Below are 22,492 nucleotides of genomic sequence, written 5' to 3' on the forward strand. Positions count from 1 at the left end.
GCAGCGCGCCGGGCGCTAGGCCACGGCCCCAGCGCCGCCCGGCCGATCATGCCGTCCGCGCTGGCACTGGCGTCGCTGCGCGCCGCCCGGCGCCATCACATGCCGCCCGACACCTCGATGCCACCAGGGCTTCTCGCCGCTCCGTGAGCCCGCCTCGGACACTCGTCCATCATCTGGGCCCGTCATATGGCGCCCGCGCGCCAGGCCGGCACCGCAGGCGCGGCGCTCAATCGGGGAAGATGGGCTCCGGCAGGTCATCGGGATTCCAGCCGAAGAAATCCCAGCTGCGCGCCATGTGCTCCGGCAGCGGCGCGCTAAACTCGATCCGCTTCCCGCTGATCGGATGGGGCAGAACCAGCCGCGCCGCGTGAAGATGGAGCTTGCGGCTGAGAGCGCCCCCGAGGCCAGCACCCCATCCCTCGCCGCGATTCTCCTGCCGGCTGCCGCCATATTTGCCGTCGCCCGCGATCGGGTGCCCGATCGCCGCCATGTGCGCGCGAAGCTGGTGTGTGCGCCCAGTGACGGGGCGCAGCGCCACCCAGGCCGCGCGGCTTCCGGCGTGGTCGATCACGCGATAGTCGGTGACGGCGTGGCGCGCGCCCTCGACCTCCTCGGCGTCATCGGGATGCAGGGTCTGCATCCGCGACGCCGTCCCGCCCGACGCGGACTTCGCCAGCGCCAACCGGATCGTGCCCATCCGGGGCGACGGCACGCCGGCGACCAACGCCACGTAGATCTTCTCGACCGCGCGCGAGCGGAATGCGCGCGCGAGGGCAACGGCCGCCTGCCCCGTCCGCGCCAGAACAAGGAGCCCCGACGTGTCGCGATCGAGCCGATGCACCAGCCGCGGATCATCCTCGCGGCCGAAGCGAAGGGCATCCAGCATCGCGCCGAGATGCAGCCGCTGCCCCGTGCCGCCCTGGACGGCAAGGCCGGCCGGCTTGTTCAGCACGATCATGTGGTCGTCGCGAAAGACCACCGCGCGGCGGATCGCGTCGCGCTCGGCCTCGCCGATCTGCGGCACGGCCATCGGGACCTCGGCCGGCGCGGTTGCGGGATCGGGCAGCGGCGGCACGCGCACCACCTGCCCCGGCGCCACGCGGCTCGACGGCTTCGCCCGTGCGCCGTCGATGCGCAGCTCGCCCTTGCGGCACATCTTCTCGATGCGTCCCTGCGCAAGCTGCGGAAACTGCCGGCGCAACCAGCGGTCGAGCCGCTGCTCCGCCTCGTCCGGTCCGACCGTCATGTGCTGCACGCCGCTCATCGCACTCCCCTCAGGCTATCAGCGCGCGGGCGATCGCAAGACCCAGCGCGAGTCCGAGGATGGACAGGATCACCGACGACGACACGTATCCGGCCGCCGCAAGCCAGCGCCCGCGCTCGACGAGCTGAATCGCGTCGAGCGAGAAGGCCGAAAAGGTCGTGAAACCGCCCAGCACGCCGGTCATCAGCAGCGGTGCGAGACGGGCCCCGCCCCCGGGCAGCCGCTCGATCAGAAGGACCACCAGCACCCCCATCGCGATCGAGCCCGCCACGTTCACGATCACCGTGCCCCAGGGAAAGCCCGGGCCGAGCAGGCGGATCGCGCCCGTCACGGCCAGGAAGCGCGCACTTGCCCCGACGGCGCCGCCGAGCGCGACCAGCATCAGCTTTTCGATCACGCGCCACCCCTTTCCCGCCTCAGCCGCGCAAACCAATCGATGCGCTTCATCATCTCGCGCTCGAAGCCTCGCTCGACGGGGTGGTAGAACTCGGGCCGCGCCATGCCGGCGGGGAAGTAGTTCTGCCCCGAGAACGCGTCCGGCGCGTCGTGGTCATAGGCGTAATCGCGGCCGAAGCCCATCTCCTTCATCATCCGCGTGGGCGCGTTCAGGATATGGTCGGGCGGCGGAGCGGCGCCGCTTTCGGCCGCTGCGCGGCGCGCGGCCTTGTAGGCCATGTAGGCCGCGTTCGACTTGGGCGCGAGCGCGAGGTAGATCACCGCCTGCGCCAGCGCAAGCTCGCCCTCGGGCGAGCCGAGCCGCTCGTAGATGTCCCACGCCGCGAGGCAGTGATGCGCCGCATCGGGATCGGCAAGGCCGATGTCCTCGATCGCCATCCGCGTGAGGCGCCGGGCGAGGAAGCGGGGATCCTCGCCGGCCTCGAGCATCCGCGCGAGCCAGTAGAGCGAGGCGTCGGGGTCCGACCCGCGCACCGATTTGTGCAGGGCCGAGATCAGGCCATAATGCCCGTCGCCAGTCTTGTCGTAGAGCGCGGCGCGCCGGTTGAGGCGCCGGGCAACGGCCGCCGCGTCATGCGGGCCGCCCGCCAGCCGGTAGGCCTGCTCGGCGAGGTTGAGGAGCGCGCGCCCGTCCCCCTCAGCCATGCCGATCAGGGCCGCGCGTGCCTCGGGCGTCAGGGGCAGCGGACCCTCGGCGGCCTCGGCACGGTCGAGGAGCGCGCCAAGCGCCCGGTCGTCGAGCGCGGCAAGGCGGAGCACCTGCGCGCGCGACAGCAGGGCCGCATTGAGCTCGAAGGACGGGTTCTCGGTCGTCGCGCCGACCAGCGTGATGATGCCCGCCTCCATCAACGGCAGGAAGGCATCCTGCTGGGCCTTGTTGAAGCGGTGGATCTCGTCGACGAACAGCACCGTGCCCTGCCCCGCCGCATGCCGCGTGCGGGCCGTGTCGAACACCTTTCGCAGGTCGGCGACCCCGGCGAAGATCGCGCTGATCTGCACGAAGGCGAGCCGCGTCTCGGCCGCCAGCAGGCACGCGATCGTCGTCTTGCCCACCCCCGGCGGCCCCCAGAGGATCAGCGAGCCCAGCTCGCCCGCCGCCAGCATCGCCCCGAGCGGCCCCTCGGGCCCCAACAGGTGATCCTGACCGATGACATCCTCCAGCCGCGCCGGCCGCAACCGGTCGGCCAACGGGCGCGGCCCGTCGCCCACCGGCGCGGACGCCGCGGCCGGCGCCTCGTCGCCGCCGAAGAGGTCGAGCGAGCCGCTCACCCCCGCACCGTGATGTTGCCGCGGCGGCCGCCGCGAAGCACCTCCAGCACGATCTCGCCCCGCGCATTGCCGAGCGCCGCGCCGAGGTCCGCTGTGCCGGCGATCTCGCGCCCATTGACGGCGCGGATGACATCGCCGCGCCGCAACCCGGCGCGGCCGGACGGGCCGGCGGCGTCCATGACCAGCACGCCCGACGCCATGAGGGGCAGGCGGGCCTCGGCGATGACGCCGGGGTTGACGGTGACGACATCGAGCCCGGTGAGCCGCCCGGCGCGCTCGAGGACCATCCGTTCGCGCGGCGGCGTCTCCGGCGCGGCCGCAAGGCGCAGGCGCGCCTCCCGCTCGACGCCGCGGCTGAGATAGCTGATCGTGACGCTCTGCCCGATGCCCAGCGTCGCGGTCCGGAAATCGAGCTCGCCCGGCGAGTTGACCGCGACGCCGTCGATACCGAGGATCACGTCGCCCGGGATCAGCCCAAGTTCCGCGAGCGGGCTTTCCGGGTGGATCTGCTCGACCAGGACGCCCGATGGCACGCCGAGCCCGAGCGCCTCGGCGAGGTCGCCGGTCACCTCGCGCCCGGCGATGCCGAGCCACGGCCGGGCCAGGCCCTCGGCCCCGCTCAGCGCCGCGTCGATCACCCGGGCCACCAGGTTCGCCGGCACCGCGAAGCCGATGCCGATCGACCCGCCGGTGCGGCTGAGAATGGCCGTGTTGACCCCGACCAGGCGCCCCTTCATGTCGACGAGCGCCCCGCCCGAGTTCCCCGGGTTGATCGCCGCATCGGTCTGAATGAAATATCCCTGCCGCGTCGCCGCCCTGCCCGCCGAGCGGGCGAGGCCCGAGATGATGCCGCTGGTCACCGTCTGCCCGACACCGAAGGGGTTGCCGATGGCGAGCACGAGGTCGCCTACCTCCAGCGTGTCGGAATCGCGCAGCTCGAGCGTCGGCAGATCCTCAGCGCCGTCGAGCTCGAGCACGGCGAGATCGGCCGCCTCGTCCGTGAAGATCACCCGCGCCTCGAATTCCCGCCGGTCATGCAGGATCACCGTGATCTCGTCGGCGTCGCCCACGACATGGTGATTGGAAACGACGATCCCTTCCGCATCGACGATGACACCCGAGCCCAGCGAGTTCTCGATCCGCCGCCGTTCGGGCACCTGCTGACCGAAGAAATCCCCGAAGAATCGCTCGAAGAACGGATCGCCCGCAAAACGGCCGGGCCGCTGGGTGACCACCTTGCGCGTGTAGATGTTGACGACGGCGGGCGCCGCCTTGCGCACGACCGGCGCGAAGGACAGCGTGATCTCCTCGCGCGTCTGGGGCACCTGCTGGGCGGCCGCGGGCGGGACGAGCGCGGTAAGCGAGGCCGCAAGCACAATCGCCTTTCCGATTTCCCGGGCACGCATGATCCGCCTCATCAGCATCGAGGTCCTGTCCCGGCAATCTATGGGGGGCCGACGGTCGCGCCAAGGGGTGGCTCGCCGCCGCCCGGCCGCAGGCTGCGCCGGCCGCCGAAACGCGAAAGGCGGCCCCGCGGGGGCCGCCCTGATGCAGCGCGCTGCAAGCCGCCGGGGCCGCGTGGCCCCCCGCCTCACTCCTCGGCCGCGGCCTCCTCGGCCGCCACGCGGGCGCGGTCGCCCGCACCCTTGGCGTCGGCGTCGCGGTCCACGAGTTCGATGATCGCCATCGGCGCCATGTCGCCATAGCGGAAGCCCGCCTTCAGCACGCGCGCATAGCCGCCATTGCGGTCCTTGTAGCGCGCGCCCAGGACGTCGAACAGCTTCTTCACCGCCTCGTCCTGCTTGATCTTCGACGCCGCGAGACGGCGCGCATGAAGGTCGCCGCGCTTGGCCAGCGTGATCAGCTTCTCGACGATCGGGCGCAGTTCCTTGGCCTTGGGAAGCGTGGTCTTGATCTGCTCATGCTCGATCAGCGAGCAGGCCATGTTGGCGAACATCGCCTTGCGATGCTCGGCCGTGCGATTGAGCTTGCGGTGTCCGCTACCGTGACGCATGTCGTCTCTCCTTGGTCCTTATGCTTTGTCCGGCCGCCGTTGCGTGGAAGCGGCCTCCTTGGGGCACCATGCCCGGGTCGTGACGCGGGGGCGCTGACGCCCCCGCGGGTCGCAGGATCAGAACTGATCCTCGAACTTCTTGGCCATGTCCTCGATATTTTCCGGCGGCCAGTCGGGCACGTCCATGCCGAGGTGCAGGCCCATCGTCGAGAGCACTTCCTTGATCTCGTTCAGAGACTTGCGGCCGAAGTTCGGGGTGCGCAGCATCTCGGCTTCGGTCTTCTGGATCAGGTCGCCGATATAGACGATGTTGTCGTTCTTGAGGCAGTTGGCCGAACGAACCGAGAGTTCCAGCTCGTCCACCTTCTTGAGGAGGAGCGGGTTGAACTCGAGCGACTCCTCGCCCTCCTCGCGGCCCGCTTCCTTCGGCTCCTCGAAGTTGATGAAGATCTGGAGCTGGTCCTGCAGGATGCGCGCCGCATAGGCGATCGCATCCTCGGGGCTCAGCGAGCCGTCGGTCTCCACCGTGATCGAGAGCTTGTCATAGTCGAGCACCTGGCCCTCGCGGGTCGGGTCTACCTTGTAGCTCACGCGCTTGACGGGCGAGTAGATCGCATCGACCGGGATCAGGCCGATCGGCGCGTCCTCGGGCCGGTTCTTGTCTGCCGAGACATAGCCCTTGCCGGTCCCGACCGTCAGCTCCATGTGCAGAGACGCGCCATCGTCGAGATGGCAGATCACGTGCCCCTTGTTGATGATGTCGACGCCCGCGACCTCGGTGATGTCGCCGGCGGTCACGACGCCCGGGCCCGTCGCCGTGAGCTGCAGGCGCTTGTTGCCCTCGGCGTCCATGCGCACCGCGATACCCTTCACGTTGAGCACGACGTCGGTGACGTCCTCGCGCACGCCGGGGATCGAGGAGAACTCGTGCAGCACGCCGTCGATCTGCACCGACGTGACCGCCGCGCCCTGCAGCGACGACAGGAGCACGCGGCGAAGGGCGTTGCCCAGCGTCAGACCGAAGCCCCGCTCGAGCGGCTCGGCCACCGCGGTGGCGACGCGCTCGCTGTCGGCACCCGGGGTAATCACCAGGCCATGCGGCTTGATCAGCTCAAGCCAGTTCTTGTGGATCGTCATGGTGTCTCCTCCATTCTCGCGCGCGGACCGACCCTGAGTCCGTGCACACTCGAGGAAAAGCCTGCGGACCTGCCCCAGATCGGGAAGCAGGCCCGCCTGCTCGACAAATTCCGGCGGTCAGACCCGGCGGCGCTTGGGCGGGCGGCAGCCGTTGTGCGCGATCGGCGTCACGTCGCGAATGGCGGTCACCTGGAAACCGATCGACTGCAGCGCACGCAGCGCCGACTCGCGGCCCGAGCCCGGCCCCTGCACCTCGACCTCGAGGGTGCGTACGCCATGCTCCTGGGCCTTCTTGCCGGCATCCTCGGCGGCGACCTGCGCCGCGTAGGGGGTCGACTTGCGCGAGCCCTTGAAGCCCATCGACCCGGCCGACGACCAGGAGATGGTGTTCCCCTGCGCGTCGGCGATGGTGATGAGGGTGTTGTTGAACGAGGCGTTCACATGCGCGACGCCAGCCGAGATGTTCTTGCGCTCCTTGCGCTTGGGCGCAACGCGACGATCACGAGCCATCTGCCCTGCTCCTTACTTCTTCTTGCCGGCGATCGGCTTCGCGGGGCCCTTGCGGGTGCGCGCGTTGGTGTGCGTGCGCTGGCCGCGCACGGGCAGGCCGCGGCGGTGACGCAGGCCGCGGTAGCAGCCGAGGTCCATCAGCCGCTTGATGTTCACGGCAACCTCGCGCCGCAGGTCGCCCTCGACCTGGTGGTTCGCGTCGATGTGCTCGCGGATCGCCAGCACCTCGGCATCCGAGAGCTCGTTCACCCGGCGTGCGTCAGCGATGCCGACGGCCTCGCAGATCTGGCGCGCCGCGGCCTGGCCGATGCCATGGATATAGGTGAGTGCGATATGCACCCGCTTGTTCGTCGGAATGTTAACGCCAGCGATGCGCGCCACTTCTCCAGCTCCGTCCTTCGCCCCCCGCGTCCGGGCGGCCCAAAATCCAAGGGACCAGTCCTCGCGACCGGCCCCGTCTCATCCCGAGAGTTTTCCGCCACATCCCGTGCCGTCGAGAGGTGAAGTCGACGGCGGCGACTCTCATTCCGTGAATGGAAGCGCGAACTATAAGCACGCGCCCCGATGCGTCAACCCCGATTTCGGGGCCAGCCCGGCTTGCCAGGCACTTCAGGCCAGCGCCGCACCGATCTGCGCCGTGACCTCGTCGATCTCGGCCATCCCGTCCACCGTCCGCAGCTTGCCCTGCGCGCGGTAGAAATCGATCAGCGGGGCGGTCTCGGCATGGTAGGCGTTGAGCCGCTCGCGCACCGTCTCGGCGTTGTCGTCGGCGCGGCGCTTGAACTCGGTCCCGCCGCACTTGTCGCAGACGCCTTCGACGGCCGGCCGCTTGTGCGTGTCGTGGTAGCCCTCGCCGCACCCTGCACAAGTGAAGCGGCCCGATACCCGGTCCACCAGCGCCTCGTCATCGACCTCCATGCTGACGACCGCGTCGAGGCTCATCCCCTTGTCGGCCAGCAGGGCATCGAGCGCCTCGGCCTGCGCGACGGTGCGCGGGAAGCCGTCGAAGATCACGCCCTGCCGGACGTCGGGCGCGTCGAGCCGCTCGGAGACCACGCCGATCACGATCTCGTCCGAGACCAGCTGCCCGGCCTCCATCACCGCCCTGGCCTTGCGCCCGACCTCGCTACCTGCCGCCACGGCGGCGCGCAGCATGTCGCCGGTCGAGAGCTGCACCATGCCCTTGCGCTCCATCAGGATGCGCGCCTGGGTGCCCTTGCCGGCCCCCGGCGGGCCCAAGAGGATGATGTTCACGTCCGCGTTCCCCTTCCGGTTCTTCAGTCTGGCAGGAGGGGGCACCTGTTACCGGCGCCGCCCCCGGATCTTCGATTTCTCGATCAGACCCTGATACTGATGCGCAAGCAGATGGCTCTGCACCTGCGTCATGGTGTCCATCGTCACCGAGACGACAATCAGGAGCGACGTGCCGCCGAAGTAGAAGGGCACCGCCAGCTCGGCGATCATGATCTCGGGCAAAAGGCAGACGACCACGAGGTAGATCGCCCCCACCACGCTGAGCCGCGTCAGCACGTAGTCGAGATACTCCGCCGTCTTCTTGCCCGGCCGGATCCCGAGCACGAAGCCGCCATGCTTCTTGAGATTGTCGGCCACGTCGTCCGGGTTAAACACCACGGCCGTATAGAAGAACACGAAGAACACGATCAGCGCGGCATAGAAAACCAGGAACAGCGGCTGCCCGTGCCCCAGCATCGCGGCGACCGAGCCCAGCCAGCCCACATCGCCGCTCTGCGCGCCGAAGCTTGCGATCGTGGTCGGAAGCAGCAGCAGCGACGAGGCGAAGATCGGAGGGATGACGCCCGCGGTGTTGAGCTTGAGCGGCAGGTGCGAACTCTCGCCGCCATACATCTTGTTGCCGACCTGGCGTTTCGGATACTGGATCAGGATCCGGCGCTGGGCACGCTCGACGAAGACCACGGCATAGATCACGCCGCCCGCGAGGATCATGATCCCGAGGATCGCGATCGTCGAAAGCTGCCCGGTGCGGCCCAGCTCGAAGAACTGCGCCAGCGCGCCGGGAAGCTCGGCGACGATGCCCACGAAGATGATCAGCGAGATTCCGTTGCCGATGCCGCGCGCCGTGATCTGCTCGCCGAGCCACATCAGGAACATCGTGCCGCCCACCAGCGTGATCACCGCCGAGGCGCGGAAGAAGGCGCCGGGCTCGAGCGCGAGGCCCTGCCCCTCGAGGCCGACCGCGATGCCATAGGCCTGCACGGTCGCGAGCAGCACGGTGCCGTAGCGGGTGTATTGGTTGATCTTCTTGCGCCCGCTCTCGCCCTCCTTCTTGAGCTGCTCGAGCGAGGGGACCATCGAGGTCATCAGCTGCATGATGATCGAGGCCGAGATATAGGGCATGATGCCCAGCGCAAAGATCGCCATGCGCCCGACGGCACCGCCCGCAAACATGTTGAAGACGCCGATAATCCCGCCGCGCGTCTGCTCCATGAACTGGGCAAGCTGCACCGTGTCGATCCCGGGCATCGGGATGAAGGTGCCGAGGCGGTAGACGATCAGGAGCCCGATGGCGAAGAGGATGCGGCTCTGCAGGTCCTTGGCCTTGCCGAAGGACCTCCAACTCATGTTCGCGGCCAGCTGCTCGGCGGTGGAAGCCATGATGCCTCTCTTGTCAGGTCAAAGGCCGCCACGGGGAAAGCCCCGCGGCGGCCGTTCATCCGTTCCGGTGCGCGCCTCGGCCAGGGGCGCGCGCGCGTGCCGTCACTCGGCGCCGGCCTCGGCGGCCGCGGCCTTCACGCTGAGGCTCCCGCCCGCCGCCTCGACCGCCGCGACGGCCGCCTTCGAGGCGCCGGTCACGTCGATCTTCAGGCCCTTCGAGGTCAGCGCGCCCTTGGCCAGCACCCGGATGCCGTCGAGCTTGCGCCGCACCAGGCCCGAATTGACCAGCACCGCCTCGTCGATCACCGCGCCGGCGTCGATCTTCTCGTCGTCGATGAAGCGCTGGATGGCGCACAGGTTCACCACGGCGAAGTTCTTCGTGAACATCTTGTTGGTGAAGCCGCGCTTCGGCAGGCGGCGGTGGAGCGGCATCTGGCCACCCTCGAAGCCCTTGATCGCCACGCCCGAGCGCGACTTCTGGCCCTTGATGCCGCGGCCCGCGGTCTTGCCCTTGCCCGAGCCCGGGCCGCGCGCCACGCGCTTCTTGGTCTTCGCCGCGCCGGGATTGTCGCGCAGTTCGTGCAGTTTCATGACGCATCTCCTCTCTCACCGGACCGCACGGGGCAATGCGTCAGTCCCCGCCGCCACGGTTTCAATGAAGCGCCGGCCTCGGGACGAACCAAGGATGGGACCGGCGCCGGCGCGGCCCCTGTGGAAGGGGCGCGGAAGGGGGACGCGCCTGGCGCCCCCCGGGGAACGGGCCTCAGCCCTTCTCCTCGACGATGACCGCAAGATGCGGGATCGAGTTCACCATCCCTCGCACCGCGGGCGTGTCCTCGAGCTCGCGGGTGCGATGCATCTTGTTCAGCCCCAGCCCCTTCAGCGTCTCGCGCTGCTTGGCCGGGCGGCGGATCGGGCTGCCGATCTGCTTGACGACGATGGTCTTGGCCATGGGTCAGACCTCCTCAGGCGTCCGCGGTCTCGGCCGGCTGGCCCTCGCGGGCCGGCAGGATGTCCGAAACCTTCTTGCCGCGGCGCGCCGCGACCTGGCGGGGCGAGAACTCGTTCCGCAGGCCGTCGAAGGTCGCGCGGACCATGTTGTAGGGGTTCTGGCTGCCGGTCGACTTGGCGACAACGTCCTGGACGCCCAGCATCTCGAACACGGCGCGGCAGGGGCCGCCCGCGATGATGCCGGTGCCCGCGGGCGCCGAGCGCATGACGATCTTGCCCGCGCCCCAGCGGCCCAGAACGTCGTGATGCAGCGTCCGGCCCTCGCGGAGCGGAACGCGGATCATCGAGCGCTTGGCCTCCTCGGTGGCCTTGCGGATGGCCTCGGGGACCTCCTTGGCCTTGCCGCTGCCGAAGCCGACGCGACCCTTCTGGTCGCCGACCACGACGAGCGCCGCGAAGCCGAAGCGCTTGCCGCCCTTCACCGTCTTCGAGACGCGGTTGATCGCGACGAGACGATCGGCGAATTCCGGCTCGCGATCCTCCTCGCGGCGGTCGCGGCGCTCGCGGCGCCCTTCACGTTCTGCCATCTCTCTCGCCTCCTCAGAACTTCAACCCGCCCTCGCGGGCGGCATCGGCCAGGGCCTTGATCTTGCCGTGGAACAGGAACCCGCCCCGGTCGAAATAAACGTCCTCGACGCCGGCCGCCCTGGCACGCTCGGCGACGGTCGCGCCGATCTTCTTAGCGGCCTCGACGTTGTTCTTGCCGACGACGCCCAGCGCGGGCTCGAGCGACGAGGCCGATGCGACCGTGCGCCCCGCCACGTCGTCGATGATCTGCACCGAGATGTTCTTCGAGGACCGGTGCACGCTCATGCGCAGCCTGTCGCCCGCCATCTTCCGAAGCTTGTTGCGGACGCGCAGGCGGCGCCGCAGGAAAAGCTCACGCTTGCTGTTGGCCATGTCCTTGCGTCCTTACTTCTTCTTGCCTTCCTTGCGGAAGATGAACTCGCCCTTGTAGCGGATGCCCTTGCCCTTGTAGGGCTCGGGCCGGCGCCAATCGCGGATCTTGGCGGCGGTCTCGCCGACAAGCTGCTGGTCGATGCCGCTCACCACGATCTCGGTGGGCTTGGGGCAGACCACGTCGATCCCCTCGGGGATCGCGAAGTCGACGTCGTGGCTGTAGCCCAGCGCCAGCTTCAGGGTCCGGCCCTGCACCTGGGCGCGATAGCCGACGCCCTGGATCTCGAGCTGCTTGGTAAAGCCCTCGGTCACGCCCTGCGCGAGGTTAGCGATCTGCGTGCGGGCCATGCCCCACTGCTGACGCGCGCGCTTCGAGGTGCCACGCGGCTTCACGGTGACGACATTGCCCTCGACCACGATGTCGACATCGTCGGTGGCGGTGAAGCTGCGGACGCCCTTGGGCCCCTTGCACTCCACGGTCTGGCCGGCGACCTTGAACTCGGCGCCCTTGGGGGCCTGGACCGGTTTCTTTCCGATACGCGACATGATCGCCTCCTCAGAAAACGGTGCAGAGCACTTCGCCGCCCACGTTCTCCGCCCGCGCGCGTGCGTCGGTCATGACGCCGCGGCTGGTCGAGACGATGGCGACGCCGAGCCCGTTGCGGACATGCGGCAGCCCCTTCGAGGCCGAGTAGGCGCGCCGACCGGGGGTCGAGATGCGCCTGAGCTCGCGGATCGCGGGCTGGCCGTCGAAATACTTGAGACTGATCTCGAATTCGGGATGGCCGCCCTGGCCGTCCACCTTCTCGTAGCCGCGGATGAAGCCCTCGTCCTTCAGGACGTCGAGCACCCAGCCGCGCAGCTTGGACGCAGGCGTGCGGACCGTCGAGCGGTTGCGCAGGCTCGCGTTGCGGATGCGGGCGAGCATATCGCCGAGAGGATCGTTCATCGACATACCTGTCCCCTCCTCACCAGCTCGACTTGACCATGCCCGGGATCTCGCCACGCGAGGCGAGGTCACGGAGCGCGATGCGGCTCATCTTGAGCTTGCGGTAGTAGGCGCGCGGACGGCCCGACACCTCGCAGCGGTTGCGGATGCGGCTCGGGGCCGAGTTCCGCGGCAGCTTCGCGAGTTTCAGACGCGCCTTGAAGCGCTCTTCCATCGACTTCGACTCGTCGCTCGCAATCGCCTTCAGCGCGGCGCGCTTCTCGGCATACTGCGCGGCAAGGCGGATGCGCTTCTTGTCGCGCTCGACCATGCTCTTCTTTGCCATGTCTCTCTTCCTCCCGCGCTCAGGTCCGGAACGGCATGTTGAAGGCCGCAAGAAGCGCCTTCGCCTCGGCATCCGTGCCTGCCGTGGTGCTGATCACGATCTCCAGGCCCTTGACCGCGTCGACCTTGTCGTAGTCGATCTCGGGGAACACGATGTGCTCCTTCACGCCCATCGCGAAGTTCCCGCGGCCGTCGAAGCTCTTGCCCGGCACGCCGCGGAAGTCGCGGATGCGCGGCATCGCCACGGTGATCAGGCGGTCGAGGAAGTCGTACATCCGGTCGCGGCGCAGCGTGACCTTGACGCCGATCGGCATGCCCTCGCGCAGCTTGAAGCCGGCGATCGACTTCTTGGCCTTGGTGACGACCGGCCTCTGGGCGGCGATCTTCATCAGCTCGTCCTGAGCCGACTTGATCTTCTTCGAGTCGCTCACCGCCTCGCCGACGCCCATGTTCAGGACGATCTTGTCGAGGCGCGGGATCATCATGTCGTTCTTGTAGCCGAACTGCTCCTTCAGAGCCTGGCGGATCTGGCTCTGGTAGAGAGCGCGGAGACGGGGCACATATGCGGAGCCGTCAGCCATCGATGACCTCCCCCGACTTCTTTGCAAAGCGGACCTTGGTGCCGTCCTCGAGGATGCGGAAGCCGACACGGGTCGGGCCGCCCTCCTTCGGGTCGACGAGCGCGATGTTCGACAGGTCGATCGCCGCTTCCTTCTGGATGCGGCCGCCCTGGCTGGTCTGGGTCTGGCGCTGGTGACGGGTCACCATGTTGACGCCCGCGACGACCGCGCGGCCGTCCTTGGGGATCACCCGGAGGATCTCCCCCTCCTTGCCCTTGTCGCGGCCGGTCAGGACCACGACCTTGTCGCCCTTCTTGAGCTTCGCGGCCATCACAGCACCTCCGGCGCGAGCGAAATGATCTTCATGAAGTTCTTGGCGCGCAGCTCGCGCACGACCGGCCCGAAGATGCGGGTGCCGACCGGCTCGAGGTTGTTGTTGAGGATGACCGCGGCGTTGCGGTCGAACCGGATGGTGGTGCCATCCTCGCGCCGGACTTCCTTGGCGGTGCGAACGACGACGGCCTTGCGCACGTCGCCCTTCTTCACGCGGCCGCGGGGGATCGCCTCCTTCACCGAGACGACGATGATGTCGCCGACGCCCGCGTATTTACGCTTCGCGCCGCCAAGCACCTTGATGCACTGCACCCGACGCGCGCCGGAGTTGTCGGCGACGTCCAGATTGGTCTGCATCTGGATCATGCTTTGCTCTCCCGACCTGCGGGGACCCCTTCATGGCCCCGCGGTTTCGATCAGCTGGGATGTCGGACCGGATCAGACCCGGCCGACGACCTCCCAGCGCTTGCTTTTCGAGATCGGCGCGCATTCCTGAATGCGCACGGTCTCGCCGACCTTGAACTCGTTGGCCGCGTCATGGGCGCGGTACTTCTTCGAGCTGCGGACGGTCTTCTTCAGAACCGGGTGCGTGAAGCGCCGCTCGACCAGGACCGTGACGGTCTGCTCGTTCTTGTCGCTCACGACGGTGCCCTGCAGGATTCGCTTCGGCATCTCTCTCACTCCGCCCCGGCCGCGGCGCGGGCCTTCTCGATCAGGATGGTGTTCACCCGCGCGATGTCGCGGCGGACGGCGCGCTTTCTCGCCGTGTTCTCAAGCTGGCCGGTCGCGGCCTGGAAGCGGAGGTTGAAGGCCTCCTTCTTCAGGACCTCGAGATCCTGGCGCAGCTGATCCGGCGTCTTGTCGCGCAGCTCAGTGGCCTTCATGGCACGTCTCCTTTGACAGATATGCGGGGGCGCAGCCGCAGGGCCCGCGCCACCGCATCATTCATCAAAAATCGATCCGCCCCCTCGCCCGCAAGGCGGGGGCGGACCCGAAATTTCTCACCAGTCCTCGCGGACGACGACCCGGCTCTTGATCGGCAGCTTCATGGCCGCGAGACGGAGGGCCTCCCTTGCCACAGGTTCGGGCACGCCGTCAATCTCGAACATGATACGGCCGGGCTTGACCTTGGCCGCCCAGTACTCGACCGAACCCTTGCCCTTGCCCATGCGGACCTCGGTCGGCTTCTGCGTGACCGGGACATCGGGGAAGATGCGGATCCAGATGCGGCCCTGACGCTTCATCTGGCGGGTCATCGCGCGGCGTGCCGCCTCGATCTGACGCGCCGTGATGCGCTCGGGCTCGACCGCCTTGAGCCCGAAGGTGCCGAAGTTCAGGTCGAAGCCGCCCTTGGCCTCGCCGTGGATCCGGCCCTTGTGCTGCTTGCGGAACTTGGTTCGTTTCGGCGAAAGCATTGCTCGTCTCCCTGCCCTGCGTCAGCGGTCGCGGTCGCCGCGATGGTCGCGGTCGCGGCCGGGGCGCCCGGCGCCGCCTTCCTGCATTTCCTGCTGGCGGCGGTCACGGGCCGAGGGATCGTGCTCCATCACCTCGCCCTTGAAGATCCAGACCTTGATCCCGATGATGCCGTATGCGGTCTTCGCCTCGGCCAGCGCGTAGTCGATGTCCGCACGCAGCGTGTGCAGCGGCACGCGGCCCTCGCGATACCACTCGGTGCGCGCGATCTCGGCGCCGCCAAGGCGGCCCGCGCAGTTGATGCGGATGCCCAGCGCGCCCATGCGCATGGCGTTCTGCACCGCCCGCTTCATCGCCCGGCGGAACGAGACGCGGCGCTCGAGCTGCTGGGCGATGTTCTCGGCCACCAGCTGCGCGTCGAGCTCGGGGCGGCGGATCTCGACGATGTTGAGATGCAGCTCGCTCGCCGTGAGCGCGGCCAGCTTCGAGCGCAGCTTCTCGATGTCCGCGCCCTTCTTGCCGATGATCACGCCCGGACGCGCGGTGTGGACCGTCACCCGGCACTTCTTGTGCGGGCGCTCGATCACGACGCGGCTGACGCCGGCCTGCGCGGCCTCCTTGCGGATGAAGTCGCGGATCCGCAGGTCCTCGTGCAGCAGCTGGCCGTATTCCTTGCGGTCGGCGTACCAGCGGCTGTCCCAGGTACGGTTGATGCCGACACGAAGGCCGATCGGATTAACCTTGTGACCCATCAGGCCTGCTCCTCTACCTGCCGGACCTTGATCGTGAGCTGGCTGAACGGCTTCATGATCCGCCCATAGCGGCCACGCGCACGCGGGCGGCCACGCTTCAACACAAGGTTCTTGCCGACGAAGGCCTCGGACACGACCAGCGCGTCGACGTCGAGGCCGTGGTTGTTCTCGGCGTTCGCGATCGCCGACTGCAGCGTCTTCTTCACGTCCTCGGCGATGCGCTTCTTCGAGAAGGTCAGCATCGCCAGCGCCTGGTCGGCGGACTTGCCGCGGATCATCTGCGCCACGAGGTTGAGCTTCTGCGGGCTGACCCGCAGCATCCGGTTCACGGCCATCGCCTCGTTGTCGGCGACGCGGCGGGGGTTCTTTTCCTGACCCATGGTCTTACCTCCGCTTCGCTTTCTTGTCGGCCGCGTGGCCGTAATAGGTGCGGGTCGGCGAGAACTCGCCGAACTTGTGGCCGATCATCTCCTCGGTGACGCTCACCGGGATGTGCTTCTGGCCGTTATAGACACCGAAGGTCAGCCCGACGAACTGCGGCAGGATGGTCGAGCGGCGCGACCAGATCTTGATGACCTCGTTGCGACCCGACTCGCGCGACTTCGCGGCCTTCTTCAGCACGTAGGAGTCGACGAACGGACCCTTCCAGACGGAACGTGGCATGTTCTCGCCTCCTTACTTCGACTTGCGCGCGTGGCGCGAGCGCAGGATGTACTTCGCGGTCGCCTTGTTGGAGCGCGTCTTGCGCCCCTTCGTGGGCTTGCCCCAGGGGGTGACCGGGTGACGGCCGCCCGAGGTGCGGCCCTCGCCGCCGCCATGCGGGTGGTCGATCGGGTTCATCGCGACGCCGCGGACGGCGGGGCGCTTGCCCTGGTGGCGGGTGCGGCCGGCCTTGCCGAAGTTCTGGTTCGAGTTGTCGGGGTTCGACACCGCGCCGACCGTCGCCATGCACTCCTGCCGAACGATGCGCAGCTCGCCCGAGCTGAGACGCAGCTGGGCATAACCGCCGTCACGGCCGACGAACTGGGCATAGGTGCCCGCCGCCCGCGCGATCTGGCCGCCCTTGCCGGGCTTCATCTCGACATTGTGGACGATCGTGCCGATCGGCATGCCGGTGAACGGCATCGCGTTGCCGGGCTTCACGTCGACCTTGCGGCCCGAGACGACCTTGTCGCCGACGCCCAGGCGCTGCGGCGCCAGGATGTAGGCAAGCTCGCCGTCCTCGTACCGGATGAGCGCGATGAACGCCGTGCGGTTCGGGTCATACTCGATCCGCTCGACGGTCGCCGGCACATCGGCCTTGGTCCGCTTGAAGTCCACGATGCGGTAGAGCCGCTTCGCGCCGCCGCCGCGCCGACGCGCGGTGATCCGTCCGGTATTGTTCCGGCCGCCGTTGCCCGTGAGCCCCTCGATGAGGGTCTTCTCGGGACGGCCCTTCCAGAGCCCGGAACGGTCGATCAGAACCAGCCCGCGCTGGCCCGGCGTCGTCGGCTTATAGGTTTTCAACGCCATCTTGCTGTCTTCCGTTTGCTCGTTTCAGTCCGTGCCCAGATCTCAGAGACCGGTGGTCACGTCGATCGCGTTCCCCTCCTCGAGGGTCACATAGGCCTTCTTGACATCGCTGCGCCGCCCCGGCTTGCCGCGGAAGCGCTTCACCTTGCCCTTGGTGACGGTCGTGTTGACGGCCTTCACCTTCACGTTGAACAGGGCCTCGACCGCCTCCTTGATCAGGGGCTTGGTCGAGTCCATCGCGACCTCGAACACCACCGCGTTCGACTCCGAGACCATCGTCGCCTTCTCGGTGATGATGGGACGGCGGATCACGTCGTAGAGGGCTGCCTTGTCGGTCATCGTCACGCCTCCTTCGCCGCGAGCCGCGCTTCCAGCGCCGCGAGACCCGCCTTCGTCACCACCAGGGTGTCCTTGCGCAGGATGTCGTAGACATTCGCGCCCTGGCCCGGCAGCACGTGCACCGCGTCGAGGTTCTGGGCGGCGCGCGCGAAGTTCGCGTCGAGCTCGGCTCCGTCGATCACCAGCGCCTTGCTCCAGCCCAGCTTCGCGACCTTGTCGGCCAGCGCCTTGGTCTTGGGCGCATCCAGCCGCGCCTCGTCGACGACGATGAGCTGGCCGTCCTTCGCCTTGGCCGAGAGCGCCATCTTCAGGCCCAGCGCACGGACCTTCTTGGGCAGGTCGTGCGCGTGGCTGCGGACCACCGGGCCCTTGGCGTTGCCGCCGTGCCGGAACTGCGTGACGCCCTTGTCGCCGTGACGGGCACCGCCGGTGCCCTTCTGGCGGTAGATCTTCTTGGTCGAGTAGCTCACCTCGCCACGCGACTTGGTCTTGTGGGTGCCGGCCTGGCGCTTGGCCAGCTGCCAGCGTACCACGCGCTGCAGGATGTCGGCGCGCGGCTCGACGCCGAAGATCTCGTCCGAGACCTCGACCTCGCCCGCCGCGGCGGCATCGAGATTGATCACTGCGAGTTTCATTCCTCACCCCCTTCGGCCGAGGCCTCGGCAACCGCCGCAGCCTCCGCCGCGCGGATCGCGGCCGGCATCGGCACGCCGTCATGCGCCGGGCGCTTCACCGCGTCGCGGACCGTGACCCAACCGCCGCGCGAGCCGGGAACCGCGCCCTTGATCATGAGCAGGCCGCGCTCGGCATCGGTGCGCACCACCTCGAGGTTCTGCACGGTCACCCGTGCGTCGCCCATGTGGCCCGCCATCTTCTTGCCCTTGAACACCTTGCCGGGGTCCTGGCACTGGCCGGTCGAGCCGTGGCTGCGGTGGCTGATCGACACGCCGTGCGAGGCGCGCAGGCCACCAAAGTTGTGCCGCTTCATCGCACCCGCGAAGCCCTTGCCGATCGACGTGCCGGCAACGTCCACGAGCTGGCCGCTCACGAAGTGGTCGGCGGTGATCTCCGCCCCCACGTCGATCAGGTTCTCGGGCGCCACGCGGAACTCGACGAGGCGGCGCTTCGGCGCGACATTCGCCTTGGCGAAATGGCCGCGCATCGGCTGCGTGGTGTTCTTGGCCTTGGCCTCGCCCGCGCCGAGCTGGACGGCCGTATAGCCGTCGCGGTCGGCCGTGCGCTGGGCGACGACCTGGACATTCTCCATCTGGAGCACGGTGACCGGCACCTGCCGTCCGTCCTCCATGAACAGCCGGGTCATGCCCAGCTTCTTTGCGATCACGCCGGAGCGCATGGACGTCGCCTCCTCAGATCTTGATCTCGACATCGACGCCAGCCGCGAGGTCGAGCTTCATCAGCGCGTCCACGGTCTGGGGCGTCGGGTCCACAATGTCGAGAAGACGCTTGTGGGTGCGGATCTCGAACTGCTCGCGGCTCTTCTTGTCGATATGAGGGCCGCGCAGCACGGTGAATTTCTCGATCTTGTTCGGCAGCGGGATCGGGCCGCGCACCTGCGCGCCGGTCCGCTTGGCCGTGTTCACGATCTCGGCCGTGCTGGCATCGAGCACGCGGTGATCGAAGGCCTTGAGCCGGATTCTGATGTTCTGACCTTGCATCTTCGCCTCGCAGGGAAATCGGACGGCCGGGGGTCAGGCCCCCGGCCGGGTCCTCAAGCCTTCATTCACTCGATGATTTTCGACACGACGCCTGCGCCGACGGTGCGGCCGCCCTCGCGGATGGCGAAGCGGAGCTTCTCCTCCATCGCGATCGGGGCGATCAGCTGCACGGTGAACTTCAGGTTGTCGCCCGGCATCACCATCTCGGTGCCCTCCGGCAGCTCCACCGTCCCCGTCACGTCGGTCGTGCGGAAGTAGAACTGCGGCCGGTAGTTGGTGAAGAACGGCGTGTGACGGCCGCCCTCCTCCTTCGTCAGGATGTAGGCCTCAGCCTCGAAGCGCTTGTGCGGCTTCACCGAGCCCGGCTTGCACAGCACCTGCCCGCGCTCCACGCCCTCGCGGTCCACGCCGCGCAGAAGCGCGCCGATGTTGTCGCCCGCCTCGCCGCGGTCCAGCAGCTTGCGGAACATCTCGACGCCCGTCACCGTGGTCTTGCGGGTCGGGCGGATGCCGACGATCTCGACCTCCTCGCCCACCGTCACGATGCCGCGCTCGACGCGCCCCGTCACCACCGTGCCGCGGCCCGAGATCGAAAAGACGTCCTCGATCGGCATCAGGAAGGGCTGGTCGATCGGGCGGTCCGGCGTCGGGATGTACTCGTCCACCGCCGCCATCAGCTCGCGCACCTTCTGCTCGCCGATCTCGGGGTTGCGGTCCTCCAGCGCCGCCAGCGCCGAGCCGGCAACGATCGGGATGTCGTCGCCCGGGAAGTCATACGAGCTCAGAAGCTCGCGCACCTCCATCTCGACGAGCTCCAGAAGCTCCGGGTCGTCCACCTGGTCGACCTTGTTCAGGAACACCACCAGCGCCGGCACGCCCACCTGACGCGCCAGCAGGATGTGCTCGCGCGTCTGCGGCATCGGGCCGTCCGCGGCCGAGCACACCAGGATCGCGCCGTCCATCTGCGCGGCACCCGTGATCATGTTCTTCACGTAGTCCGCATGGCCCGGGCAGTCGACATGCGCGTAGTGCCGCGCCGCCGTCTCGTACTCCACATGCGCCGTCGAGATCGTGATCCCGCGCGCCTTCTCCTCCGGCGCCGCGTCGATCTGGTCGTACGCCTTGTACTCCCCGAAATACTTCGTGATCGCAGCCGTCAGCGACGTCTTCCCGTGGTCGACGTGACCGATCGTCCCGATGTTCACATGCGGCTTCGTCCGCTCGAACTTTGCCTTACCCATTGTTCTTTCCTCCTGGTGGGGCGTCAGATGCTGCGGCTGCTTCGGGCAGCCGGATCACGCATACTTCGCCTGGATTTCCTCAGAGATGTTCGACGGAACCGGCTCGTAATGGTCGAACTGCATCGTGAACTGCGCGCGGCCCGAGGACATCGAGCGCAGGTTGTTGATGTAGCCGAACATGTTGGCGAGCGGCACGAAGGCGTTGATGACATTCGCGTTCCCGCGGGTGTCCTGGCCCTGCACCTGGCCGCGGCGGCTGGTCAGGTCGCCGATGATGCCGCCGGTATATTCCTCCGGGGTCACGACCTCGACCTTCATGATCGGCTCGAGCAGCTTGGCGCCCGCCTTCTTCAGGCCCTCGCGCATCGCCGCGCGGGACGCGATCTCGAAGGCGAGAACCGACGAGTCGACGTCGTGATACGCGCCGTCGATGAGGGCGACCTTGAAGTCGATCACCGGGAAGCCGGCAAGCGGCCCCGAGTCCATCACCGACTTGATGCCCTTCTCGACGCCGGGGATGTACTCCTTCGGCACCGCGCCGCCGACGATCTTCGACTCGAACGAGTAGCCCTCGCCCGGCTCGGTCGGCTCGATCACCAGCTTGATGCGGGCGAACTGGCCGGTGCCGCCGGTCTGCTTCTTGTGCGTGTAGTCGATCTCGGCCTTGCGCGAGATCGTCTCGCGATAGGCGACCTGAGGCGCGCCGATGTTCGCCTCGACCTTGAACTCGCGCTTCATGCGGTCGACGAGGATGTCGAGGTGAAGCTCGCCCATGCCCTTCATGATCGTCTGGCCCGACTCGAGATCGGTCTCGACGCGGAAGGACGGGTCCTCGGCCGCGAGGCGCGCGAGCGCCGCAGACATCTTCTCCTGGTCGGCCTTCGACTTCGGCTCGACGGCGATCTCGATCACCGGCTCGGGGAAGGTCATGGTCTCGAGGACGACCGGGTTCGACGGGTCGCACAGCGTGTCGCCCGTGGTGGTCTCCTTGAGGCCCGCGAGCGCGATGATGTCGCCGGCGAAGGCCTCGTCGATCTCCTCGCGGTTGTTCGAGTGCATCATCATCATGCGCCCGACGCGCTCGCGCTTGCCCTTGGTCGAGTTCATGAGCGCGTCGCCCTTCCGGATCTGGCCCGAATAGATCCGGGTGAAGGTCAGCGAGCCCACGAAGGGGTCGTTCATGATCTTGAAAGCGAGGCCCGAGAAGGGCTGCGCGTCATCGGCCTTGCGCTCGATGTTGCGGGTTTCGGTCTCGTCGCCCGGCTTGAAGCCCTTGTAGGCAGGAACGTCGAGCGGGCCCGGCAGGAAGTCGATCACGGCGTTCAGCATCGGCTGCACGCCCTTGTTCTTGAAGGCCGAGCCGCAGAGCACGGGCACGAACGACATCGACAGCGTGCCCTTGCGGATCAGCGAGAGCAGCGTCTTGTAGTCGGGCTCGTTGCCCTCGAGATAGGCTTCCATCGCCTCGTCGTCCTGCTCGACGGCAAGCTCGACCAGCGCGGCGCGCATCTCCTCGGCCTTGTCCTTCAGCTCGGCGCGGATCTCCTGCACCAGCCAGCTCGCGCCGAGGTCCTCGCCCTTCCAGACCCACTCCTTCATGGTCAGGAGGTCGATCAGGCCCTCGAACTCGTTTTCGGCCCCGATCGGACACTGGATCGGCAGCGGCTGCGCGCCGGTGCGGTCCTTGATCATGCGGACGCAGTTGAAGAAGTCCGCGCCGATCTTGTCCATCTTGTTGACGAACACGACGCGGGGCACCTCGTAGCGGTCGGCCTGGCGCCAGACCGTCTCGGTCTGGGGCTCGACGCCCGCATTCGCGTCCAGCACGCAGACCGCGCCGTCGAGCACGGCGAGCGAGCGCTCGACCTCGATGGTGAAGTCGACGTGGCCGGGCGTGTCGATGATGTTGAAGCGGAAGCGCGCCTCGTCCGGCGTGTCGCCGTAGAGGCCGGTCGGGTTCTTGCCGTCCTCGGTGCGGAACCAGAAGGTCGTGGTCGCGGCCGAGGTGATGGTGATCCCGCGCTCCTGCTCCTGCTCCATCCAGTCCATGGTCGCGGCGCCGTCATGCACCTCGCCCAGCTTGTGCGACTTTCCGGTGTAGTAGAGGATGCGCTCGGTCGTCGTGGTCTTGCCAGCATCGATGTGGGCCATGATGCCGAAGTTGCGATAACGGCTGAGCGGGAATGCGCGGGCCATAG

The 22,492-nt window shown here is 68.1% G+C and carries 33 protein-coding genes; all 33 read right to left on the reverse strand.

Going from position 1 to position 22,492, the window contains the following annotated elements; translation table 11 throughout:
- Window positions 1-226: 226 nt before the first annotated feature.
- On the reverse strand, window positions 227-1,264 hold the full coding sequence (locus M1105_RS02190; protein WP_249578707.1) for an RluA family pseudouridine synthase: 1,038 nt from the start codon (window positions 1,262-1,264) through the stop codon (window positions 227-229).
- A gap of 10 nt (window positions 1,265-1,274) precedes the next feature.
- Window positions 1,275-1,661 carry a fluoride efflux transporter CrcB gene (gene crcB, locus M1105_RS02195; protein WP_249578708.1) on the reverse strand — a complete coding sequence of 129 codons (387 nt, stop codon included), beginning with the start codon at window positions 1,659-1,661 and terminating at the stop codon, window positions 1,275-1,277.
- Window positions 1,658-2,989, reverse strand: coding sequence for a replication-associated recombination protein A (locus tag M1105_RS02200; RefSeq protein ID WP_406600575.1), 1,332 nt, complete (start codon window positions 2,987-2,989; stop codon window positions 1,658-1,660). The genes crcB and M1105_RS02200 overlap by 4 nt, the downstream gene beginning before the upstream one ends.
- Window positions 2,986-4,395 (reverse strand): Do family serine endopeptidase, encoded by a 1,410-nt coding sequence (locus M1105_RS02205; RefSeq protein WP_249578709.1) that lies wholly within the window; start codon window positions 4,393-4,395, stop codon window positions 2,986-2,988. Before M1105_RS02205 ends, M1105_RS02200 begins: the two co-directional genes overlap by 4 nt.
- Before the next feature lie 185 nt (window positions 4,396-4,580).
- The gene (rplQ, locus tag M1105_RS02210; RefSeq protein ID WP_249578710.1) at window positions 4,581-5,003 is read right to left on the reverse strand and encodes a 50S ribosomal protein L17; all 423 of its coding nucleotides are present in this window, start codon (window positions 5,001-5,003) and stop codon (window positions 4,581-4,583) included.
- 117 nt (window positions 5,004-5,120) lie between these two features.
- Window positions 5,121-6,140, reverse strand: coding sequence for a DNA-directed RNA polymerase subunit alpha (locus M1105_RS02215; RefSeq protein WP_249578711.1), 1,020 nt, complete (start codon window positions 6,138-6,140; stop codon window positions 5,121-5,123).
- A gap of 117 nt (window positions 6,141-6,257) precedes the next feature.
- Window positions 6,258-6,650 (reverse strand): 30S ribosomal protein S11, encoded by a 393-nt coding sequence (rpsK, locus tag M1105_RS02220; RefSeq protein ID WP_249578712.1) that lies wholly within the window; start codon window positions 6,648-6,650, stop codon window positions 6,258-6,260.
- Between the two features lie 12 nt (window positions 6,651-6,662).
- Window positions 6,663-7,031 carry a 30S ribosomal protein S13 gene (gene rpsM, locus M1105_RS02225; RefSeq protein ID WP_249578713.1) on the reverse strand — a complete coding sequence of 123 codons (369 nt, stop codon included), beginning with the start codon at window positions 7,029-7,031 and terminating at the stop codon, window positions 6,663-6,665.
- A gap of 228 nt (window positions 7,032-7,259) precedes the next feature.
- Entirely contained in the window at window positions 7,260-7,904 is a 645-nt protein-coding gene (locus M1105_RS02230; RefSeq protein WP_319936757.1) for an adenylate kinase, read from the reverse strand.
- A 48-nt stretch (window positions 7,905-7,952) separates the two neighbouring features.
- Window positions 7,953-9,284 (reverse strand): preprotein translocase subunit SecY, encoded by a 1,332-nt coding sequence (secY, locus tag M1105_RS02235; protein WP_249578714.1) that lies wholly within the window; start codon window positions 9,282-9,284, stop codon window positions 7,953-7,955.
- Window positions 9,285-9,386: 102 nt separating this feature from the next.
- Window positions 9,387-9,875, reverse strand: coding sequence for a 50S ribosomal protein L15 (gene rplO / locus M1105_RS02240; protein ID WP_249578715.1), 489 nt, complete (start codon window positions 9,873-9,875; stop codon window positions 9,387-9,389).
- A gap of 172 nt (window positions 9,876-10,047) precedes the next feature.
- Window positions 10,048-10,236 carry a 50S ribosomal protein L30 gene (rpmD, locus tag M1105_RS02245; RefSeq protein WP_249578716.1) on the reverse strand — a complete coding sequence of 63 codons (189 nt, stop codon included), beginning with the start codon at window positions 10,234-10,236 and terminating at the stop codon, window positions 10,048-10,050.
- 13 nt (window positions 10,237-10,249) lie between these two features.
- Complete coding sequence (gene rpsE, locus M1105_RS02250) at window positions 10,250-10,822, reverse strand: 30S ribosomal protein S5 (protein WP_249578717.1); 573 nt, start codon at window positions 10,820-10,822, stop codon at window positions 10,250-10,252.
- Window positions 10,823-10,835: 13 nt separating this feature from the next.
- Window positions 10,836-11,195, reverse strand: a complete 360-nt coding sequence (gene rplR / locus M1105_RS02255; RefSeq protein ID WP_249578718.1) for a 50S ribosomal protein L18 — start codon at window positions 11,193-11,195, stop codon at window positions 10,836-10,838.
- A 12-nt stretch (window positions 11,196-11,207) separates the two neighbouring features.
- On the reverse strand, window positions 11,208-11,741 hold the full coding sequence (gene rplF / locus M1105_RS02260; RefSeq protein WP_249578719.1) for a 50S ribosomal protein L6: 534 nt from the start codon (window positions 11,739-11,741) through the stop codon (window positions 11,208-11,210).
- Window positions 11,742-11,751: 10 nt separating this feature from the next.
- Window positions 11,752-12,150, reverse strand: a complete 399-nt coding sequence (gene rpsH, locus M1105_RS02265; protein WP_249578720.1) for a 30S ribosomal protein S8 — start codon at window positions 12,148-12,150, stop codon at window positions 11,752-11,754.
- 13 nt (window positions 12,151-12,163) lie between these two features.
- Window positions 12,164-12,469: a 30S ribosomal protein S14 gene (gene rpsN / locus M1105_RS02270; protein ID WP_249578721.1), complete on the reverse strand. Its 306-nt coding sequence runs from the start codon at window positions 12,467-12,469 to the stop codon at window positions 12,164-12,166.
- 19 nt (window positions 12,470-12,488) lie between these two features.
- Window positions 12,489-13,049 carry a 50S ribosomal protein L5 gene (gene rplE / locus M1105_RS02275; RefSeq protein ID WP_249578722.1) on the reverse strand — a complete coding sequence of 187 codons (561 nt, stop codon included), beginning with the start codon at window positions 13,047-13,049 and terminating at the stop codon, window positions 12,489-12,491.
- A complete protein-coding gene (gene rplX / locus M1105_RS02280; protein ID WP_249578723.1) occupies window positions 13,042-13,359 on the reverse strand; it encodes a 50S ribosomal protein L24 in 318 nt (105 codons plus the stop codon). Before rplX ends, rplE begins: the two co-directional genes overlap by 8 nt.
- Complete coding sequence (gene rplN / locus M1105_RS02285; RefSeq protein WP_200613440.1) at window positions 13,359-13,727, reverse strand: 50S ribosomal protein L14; 369 nt, start codon at window positions 13,725-13,727, stop codon at window positions 13,359-13,361. Before rplN ends, rplX begins: the two co-directional genes overlap by 1 nt.
- Window positions 13,728-13,799: 72 nt before the next feature.
- Window positions 13,800-14,033: a 30S ribosomal protein S17 gene (rpsQ, locus tag M1105_RS02290; RefSeq protein ID WP_249578724.1), complete on the reverse strand. Its 234-nt coding sequence runs from the start codon at window positions 14,031-14,033 to the stop codon at window positions 13,800-13,802.
- Between the two features lie 5 nt (window positions 14,034-14,038).
- Complete coding sequence (gene rpmC / locus M1105_RS02295) at window positions 14,039-14,245, reverse strand: 50S ribosomal protein L29 (RefSeq protein ID WP_249578725.1); 207 nt, start codon at window positions 14,243-14,245, stop codon at window positions 14,039-14,041.
- A gap of 117 nt (window positions 14,246-14,362) precedes the next feature.
- Window positions 14,363-14,776, reverse strand: a complete 414-nt coding sequence (rplP, locus tag M1105_RS02300; RefSeq protein ID WP_249578726.1) for a 50S ribosomal protein L16 — start codon at window positions 14,774-14,776, stop codon at window positions 14,363-14,365.
- A gap of 21 nt (window positions 14,777-14,797) precedes the next feature.
- Window positions 14,798-15,526 carry a 30S ribosomal protein S3 gene (rpsC, locus tag M1105_RS02305; protein WP_249578727.1) on the reverse strand — a complete coding sequence of 243 codons (729 nt, stop codon included), beginning with the start codon at window positions 15,524-15,526 and terminating at the stop codon, window positions 14,798-14,800.
- On the reverse strand, window positions 15,526-15,906 hold the full coding sequence (gene rplV, locus M1105_RS02310; protein WP_249578728.1) for a 50S ribosomal protein L22: 381 nt from the start codon (window positions 15,904-15,906) through the stop codon (window positions 15,526-15,528). Before rplV ends, rpsC begins: the two co-directional genes overlap by 1 nt.
- A 4-nt stretch (window positions 15,907-15,910) precedes the next feature.
- Window positions 15,911-16,189, reverse strand: coding sequence for a 30S ribosomal protein S19 (gene rpsS, locus M1105_RS02315; RefSeq protein ID WP_249578729.1), 279 nt, complete (start codon window positions 16,187-16,189; stop codon window positions 15,911-15,913).
- Window positions 16,190-16,201: 12 nt separating this feature from the next.
- Window positions 16,202-17,038 (reverse strand): 50S ribosomal protein L2, encoded by an 837-nt coding sequence (rplB, locus tag M1105_RS02320; protein ID WP_249578730.1) that lies wholly within the window; start codon window positions 17,036-17,038, stop codon window positions 16,202-16,204.
- Window positions 17,039-17,080: 42 nt separating this feature from the next.
- Window positions 17,081-17,377 carry a 50S ribosomal protein L23 gene (locus tag M1105_RS02325; protein ID WP_249578731.1) on the reverse strand — a complete coding sequence of 99 codons (297 nt, stop codon included), beginning with the start codon at window positions 17,375-17,377 and terminating at the stop codon, window positions 17,081-17,083.
- Between the two features lie 2 nt (window positions 17,378-17,379).
- Window positions 17,380-18,012: a 50S ribosomal protein L4 gene (gene rplD / locus M1105_RS02330; protein ID WP_249578732.1), complete on the reverse strand. Its 633-nt coding sequence runs from the start codon at window positions 18,010-18,012 to the stop codon at window positions 17,380-17,382.
- A complete protein-coding gene (gene rplC / locus M1105_RS02335) occupies window positions 18,009-18,731 on the reverse strand; it encodes a 50S ribosomal protein L3 (RefSeq protein WP_249578733.1) in 723 nt (240 codons plus the stop codon). The genes rplD and rplC overlap by 4 nt, the downstream gene beginning before the upstream one ends.
- 13 nt (window positions 18,732-18,744) lie before the next feature.
- Window positions 18,745-19,053, reverse strand: coding sequence for a 30S ribosomal protein S10 (gene rpsJ, locus M1105_RS02340; RefSeq protein WP_200613472.1), 309 nt, complete (start codon window positions 19,051-19,053; stop codon window positions 18,745-18,747).
- 65 nt (window positions 19,054-19,118) lie between these two features.
- Window positions 19,119-20,294 carry an elongation factor Tu gene (gene tuf / locus M1105_RS02345; protein ID WP_249578654.1) on the reverse strand — a complete coding sequence of 392 codons (1,176 nt, stop codon included), beginning with the start codon at window positions 20,292-20,294 and terminating at the stop codon, window positions 19,119-19,121.
- Window positions 20,295-20,348: 54 nt separating this feature from the next.
- Window positions 20,349-22,490 (reverse strand): elongation factor G, encoded by a 2,142-nt coding sequence (gene fusA, locus M1105_RS02350; protein WP_249578734.1) that lies wholly within the window; start codon window positions 22,488-22,490, stop codon window positions 20,349-20,351.
- Window positions 22,491-22,492 lie beyond the last annotated feature (2 nt).

Origin of the sequence: Thermohalobaculum sediminis (genome assembly GCF_023487995.1) — a bacterium.
GTDB lineage: Bacteria > Pseudomonadota > Alphaproteobacteria > Rhodobacterales > Rhodobacteraceae > Thermohalobaculum > Thermohalobaculum sediminis.

Excerpts from the sequence above, each read along its gene's own strand:
- M1105_RS02190 (WP_249578707.1), bottom strand. The coding sequence starts at position 1,264 with ATGAGCGGCGTGCAGCACATGACGGTCGGACCGGACGAGGCGGAGCAG.
- M1105_RS02205 (WP_249578709.1), bottom strand. The coding sequence starts at position 4,395 with ATGCGTGCCCGGGAAATCGGAAAGGCGATTGTGCTTGCGGCCTCGCTT.
- rplQ (WP_249578710.1), bottom strand. The coding sequence starts at position 5,003 with ATGCGTCACGGTAGCGGACACCGCAAGCTCAATCGCACGGCCGAGCAT.
- M1105_RS02215 (WP_249578711.1), bottom strand. The coding sequence starts at position 6,140 with ATGACGATCCACAAGAACTGGCTTGAGCTGATCAAGCCGCATGGCCTG.
- rpsK (WP_249578712.1), bottom strand. The coding sequence starts at position 6,650 with ATGGCTCGTGATCGTCGCGTTGCGCCCAAGCGCAAGGAGCGCAAGAAC.
- secY (WP_249578714.1), bottom strand. The coding sequence starts at position 9,284 with ATGGCTTCCACCGCCGAGCAGCTGGCCGCGAACATGAGTTGGAGGTCC.
- rplO (WP_249578715.1), bottom strand. The coding sequence starts at position 9,875 with ATGAAACTGCACGAACTGCGCGACAATCCCGGCGCGGCGAAGACCAAG.
- rpmD (WP_249578716.1), bottom strand. The coding sequence starts at position 10,236 with ATGGCCAAGACCATCGTCGTCAAGCAGATCGGCAGCCCGATCCGCCGC.
- rpsE (WP_249578717.1), bottom strand. The coding sequence starts at position 10,822 with ATGGCAGAACGTGAAGGGCGCCGCGAGCGCCGCGACCGCCGCGAGGAG.
- rplR (WP_249578718.1), bottom strand. The coding sequence starts at position 11,195 with ATGGCCAACAGCAAGCGTGAGCTTTTCCTGCGGCGCCGCCTGCGCGTC.
- rplF (WP_249578719.1), bottom strand. The coding sequence starts at position 11,741 with ATGTCGCGTATCGGAAAGAAACCGGTCCAGGCCCCCAAGGGCGCCGAG.
- rpsH (WP_249578720.1), bottom strand. The coding sequence starts at position 12,150 with ATGTCGATGAACGATCCTCTCGGCGATATGCTCGCCCGCATCCGCAAC.
- rpsN (WP_249578721.1), bottom strand. The coding sequence starts at position 12,469 with ATGGCAAAGAAGAGCATGGTCGAGCGCGACAAGAAGCGCATCCGCCTT.
- rplE (WP_249578722.1), bottom strand. The coding sequence starts at position 13,049 with ATGGCTGACGGCTCCGCATATGTGCCCCGTCTCCGCGCTCTCTACCAG.
- rplX (WP_249578723.1), bottom strand. The coding sequence starts at position 13,359 with ATGGCCGCGAAGCTCAAGAAGGGCGACAAGGTCGTGGTCCTGACCGGC.
- rplN (WP_200613440.1), bottom strand. The coding sequence starts at position 13,727 with ATGATCCAGATGCAGACCAATCTGGACGTCGCCGACAACTCCGGCGCG.
- rpsQ (WP_249578724.1), bottom strand. The coding sequence starts at position 14,033 with ATGCCGAAGCGAATCCTGCAGGGCACCGTCGTGAGCGACAAGAACGAG.
- rpmC (WP_249578725.1), bottom strand. The coding sequence starts at position 14,245 with ATGAAGGCCACTGAGCTGCGCGACAAGACGCCGGATCAGCTGCGCCAG.
- rplP (WP_249578726.1), bottom strand. The coding sequence starts at position 14,776 with ATGCTTTCGCCGAAACGAACCAAGTTCCGCAAGCAGCACAAGGGCCGG.
- rpsC (WP_249578727.1), bottom strand. The coding sequence starts at position 15,526 with ATGGGTCACAAGGTTAATCCGATCGGCCTTCGTGTCGGCATCAACCGT.
- rplV (WP_249578728.1), bottom strand. The coding sequence starts at position 15,906 with ATGGGTCAGGAAAAGAACCCCCGCCGCGTCGCCGACAACGAGGCGATG.
- rpsS (WP_249578729.1), bottom strand. The coding sequence starts at position 16,189 with ATGCCACGTTCCGTCTGGAAGGGTCCGTTCGTCGACTCCTACGTGCTG.
- rplB (WP_249578730.1), bottom strand. The coding sequence starts at position 17,038 with ATGGCGTTGAAAACCTATAAGCCGACGACGCCGGGCCAGCGCGGGCTG.
- M1105_RS02325 (WP_249578731.1), bottom strand. The coding sequence starts at position 17,377 with ATGACCGACAAGGCAGCCCTCTACGACGTGATCCGCCGTCCCATCATC.
- rplD (WP_249578732.1), bottom strand. The coding sequence starts at position 18,012 with ATGAAACTCGCAGTGATCAATCTCGATGCCGCCGCGGCGGGCGAGGTC.
- rplC (WP_249578733.1), bottom strand. The coding sequence starts at position 18,731 with ATGCGCTCCGGCGTGATCGCAAAGAAGCTGGGCATGACCCGGCTGTTC.
- rpsJ (WP_200613472.1), bottom strand. The coding sequence starts at position 19,053 with ATGCAAGGTCAGAACATCAGAATCCGGCTCAAGGCCTTCGATCACCGC.
- tuf (WP_249578654.1), bottom strand. The coding sequence starts at position 20,294 with ATGGGTAAGGCAAAGTTCGAGCGGACGAAGCCGCATGTGAACATCGGG.
- fusA (WP_249578734.1), bottom strand. The coding sequence starts at position 22,490 with ATGGCCCGCGCATTCCCGCTCAGCCGTTATCGCAACTTCGGCATCATG.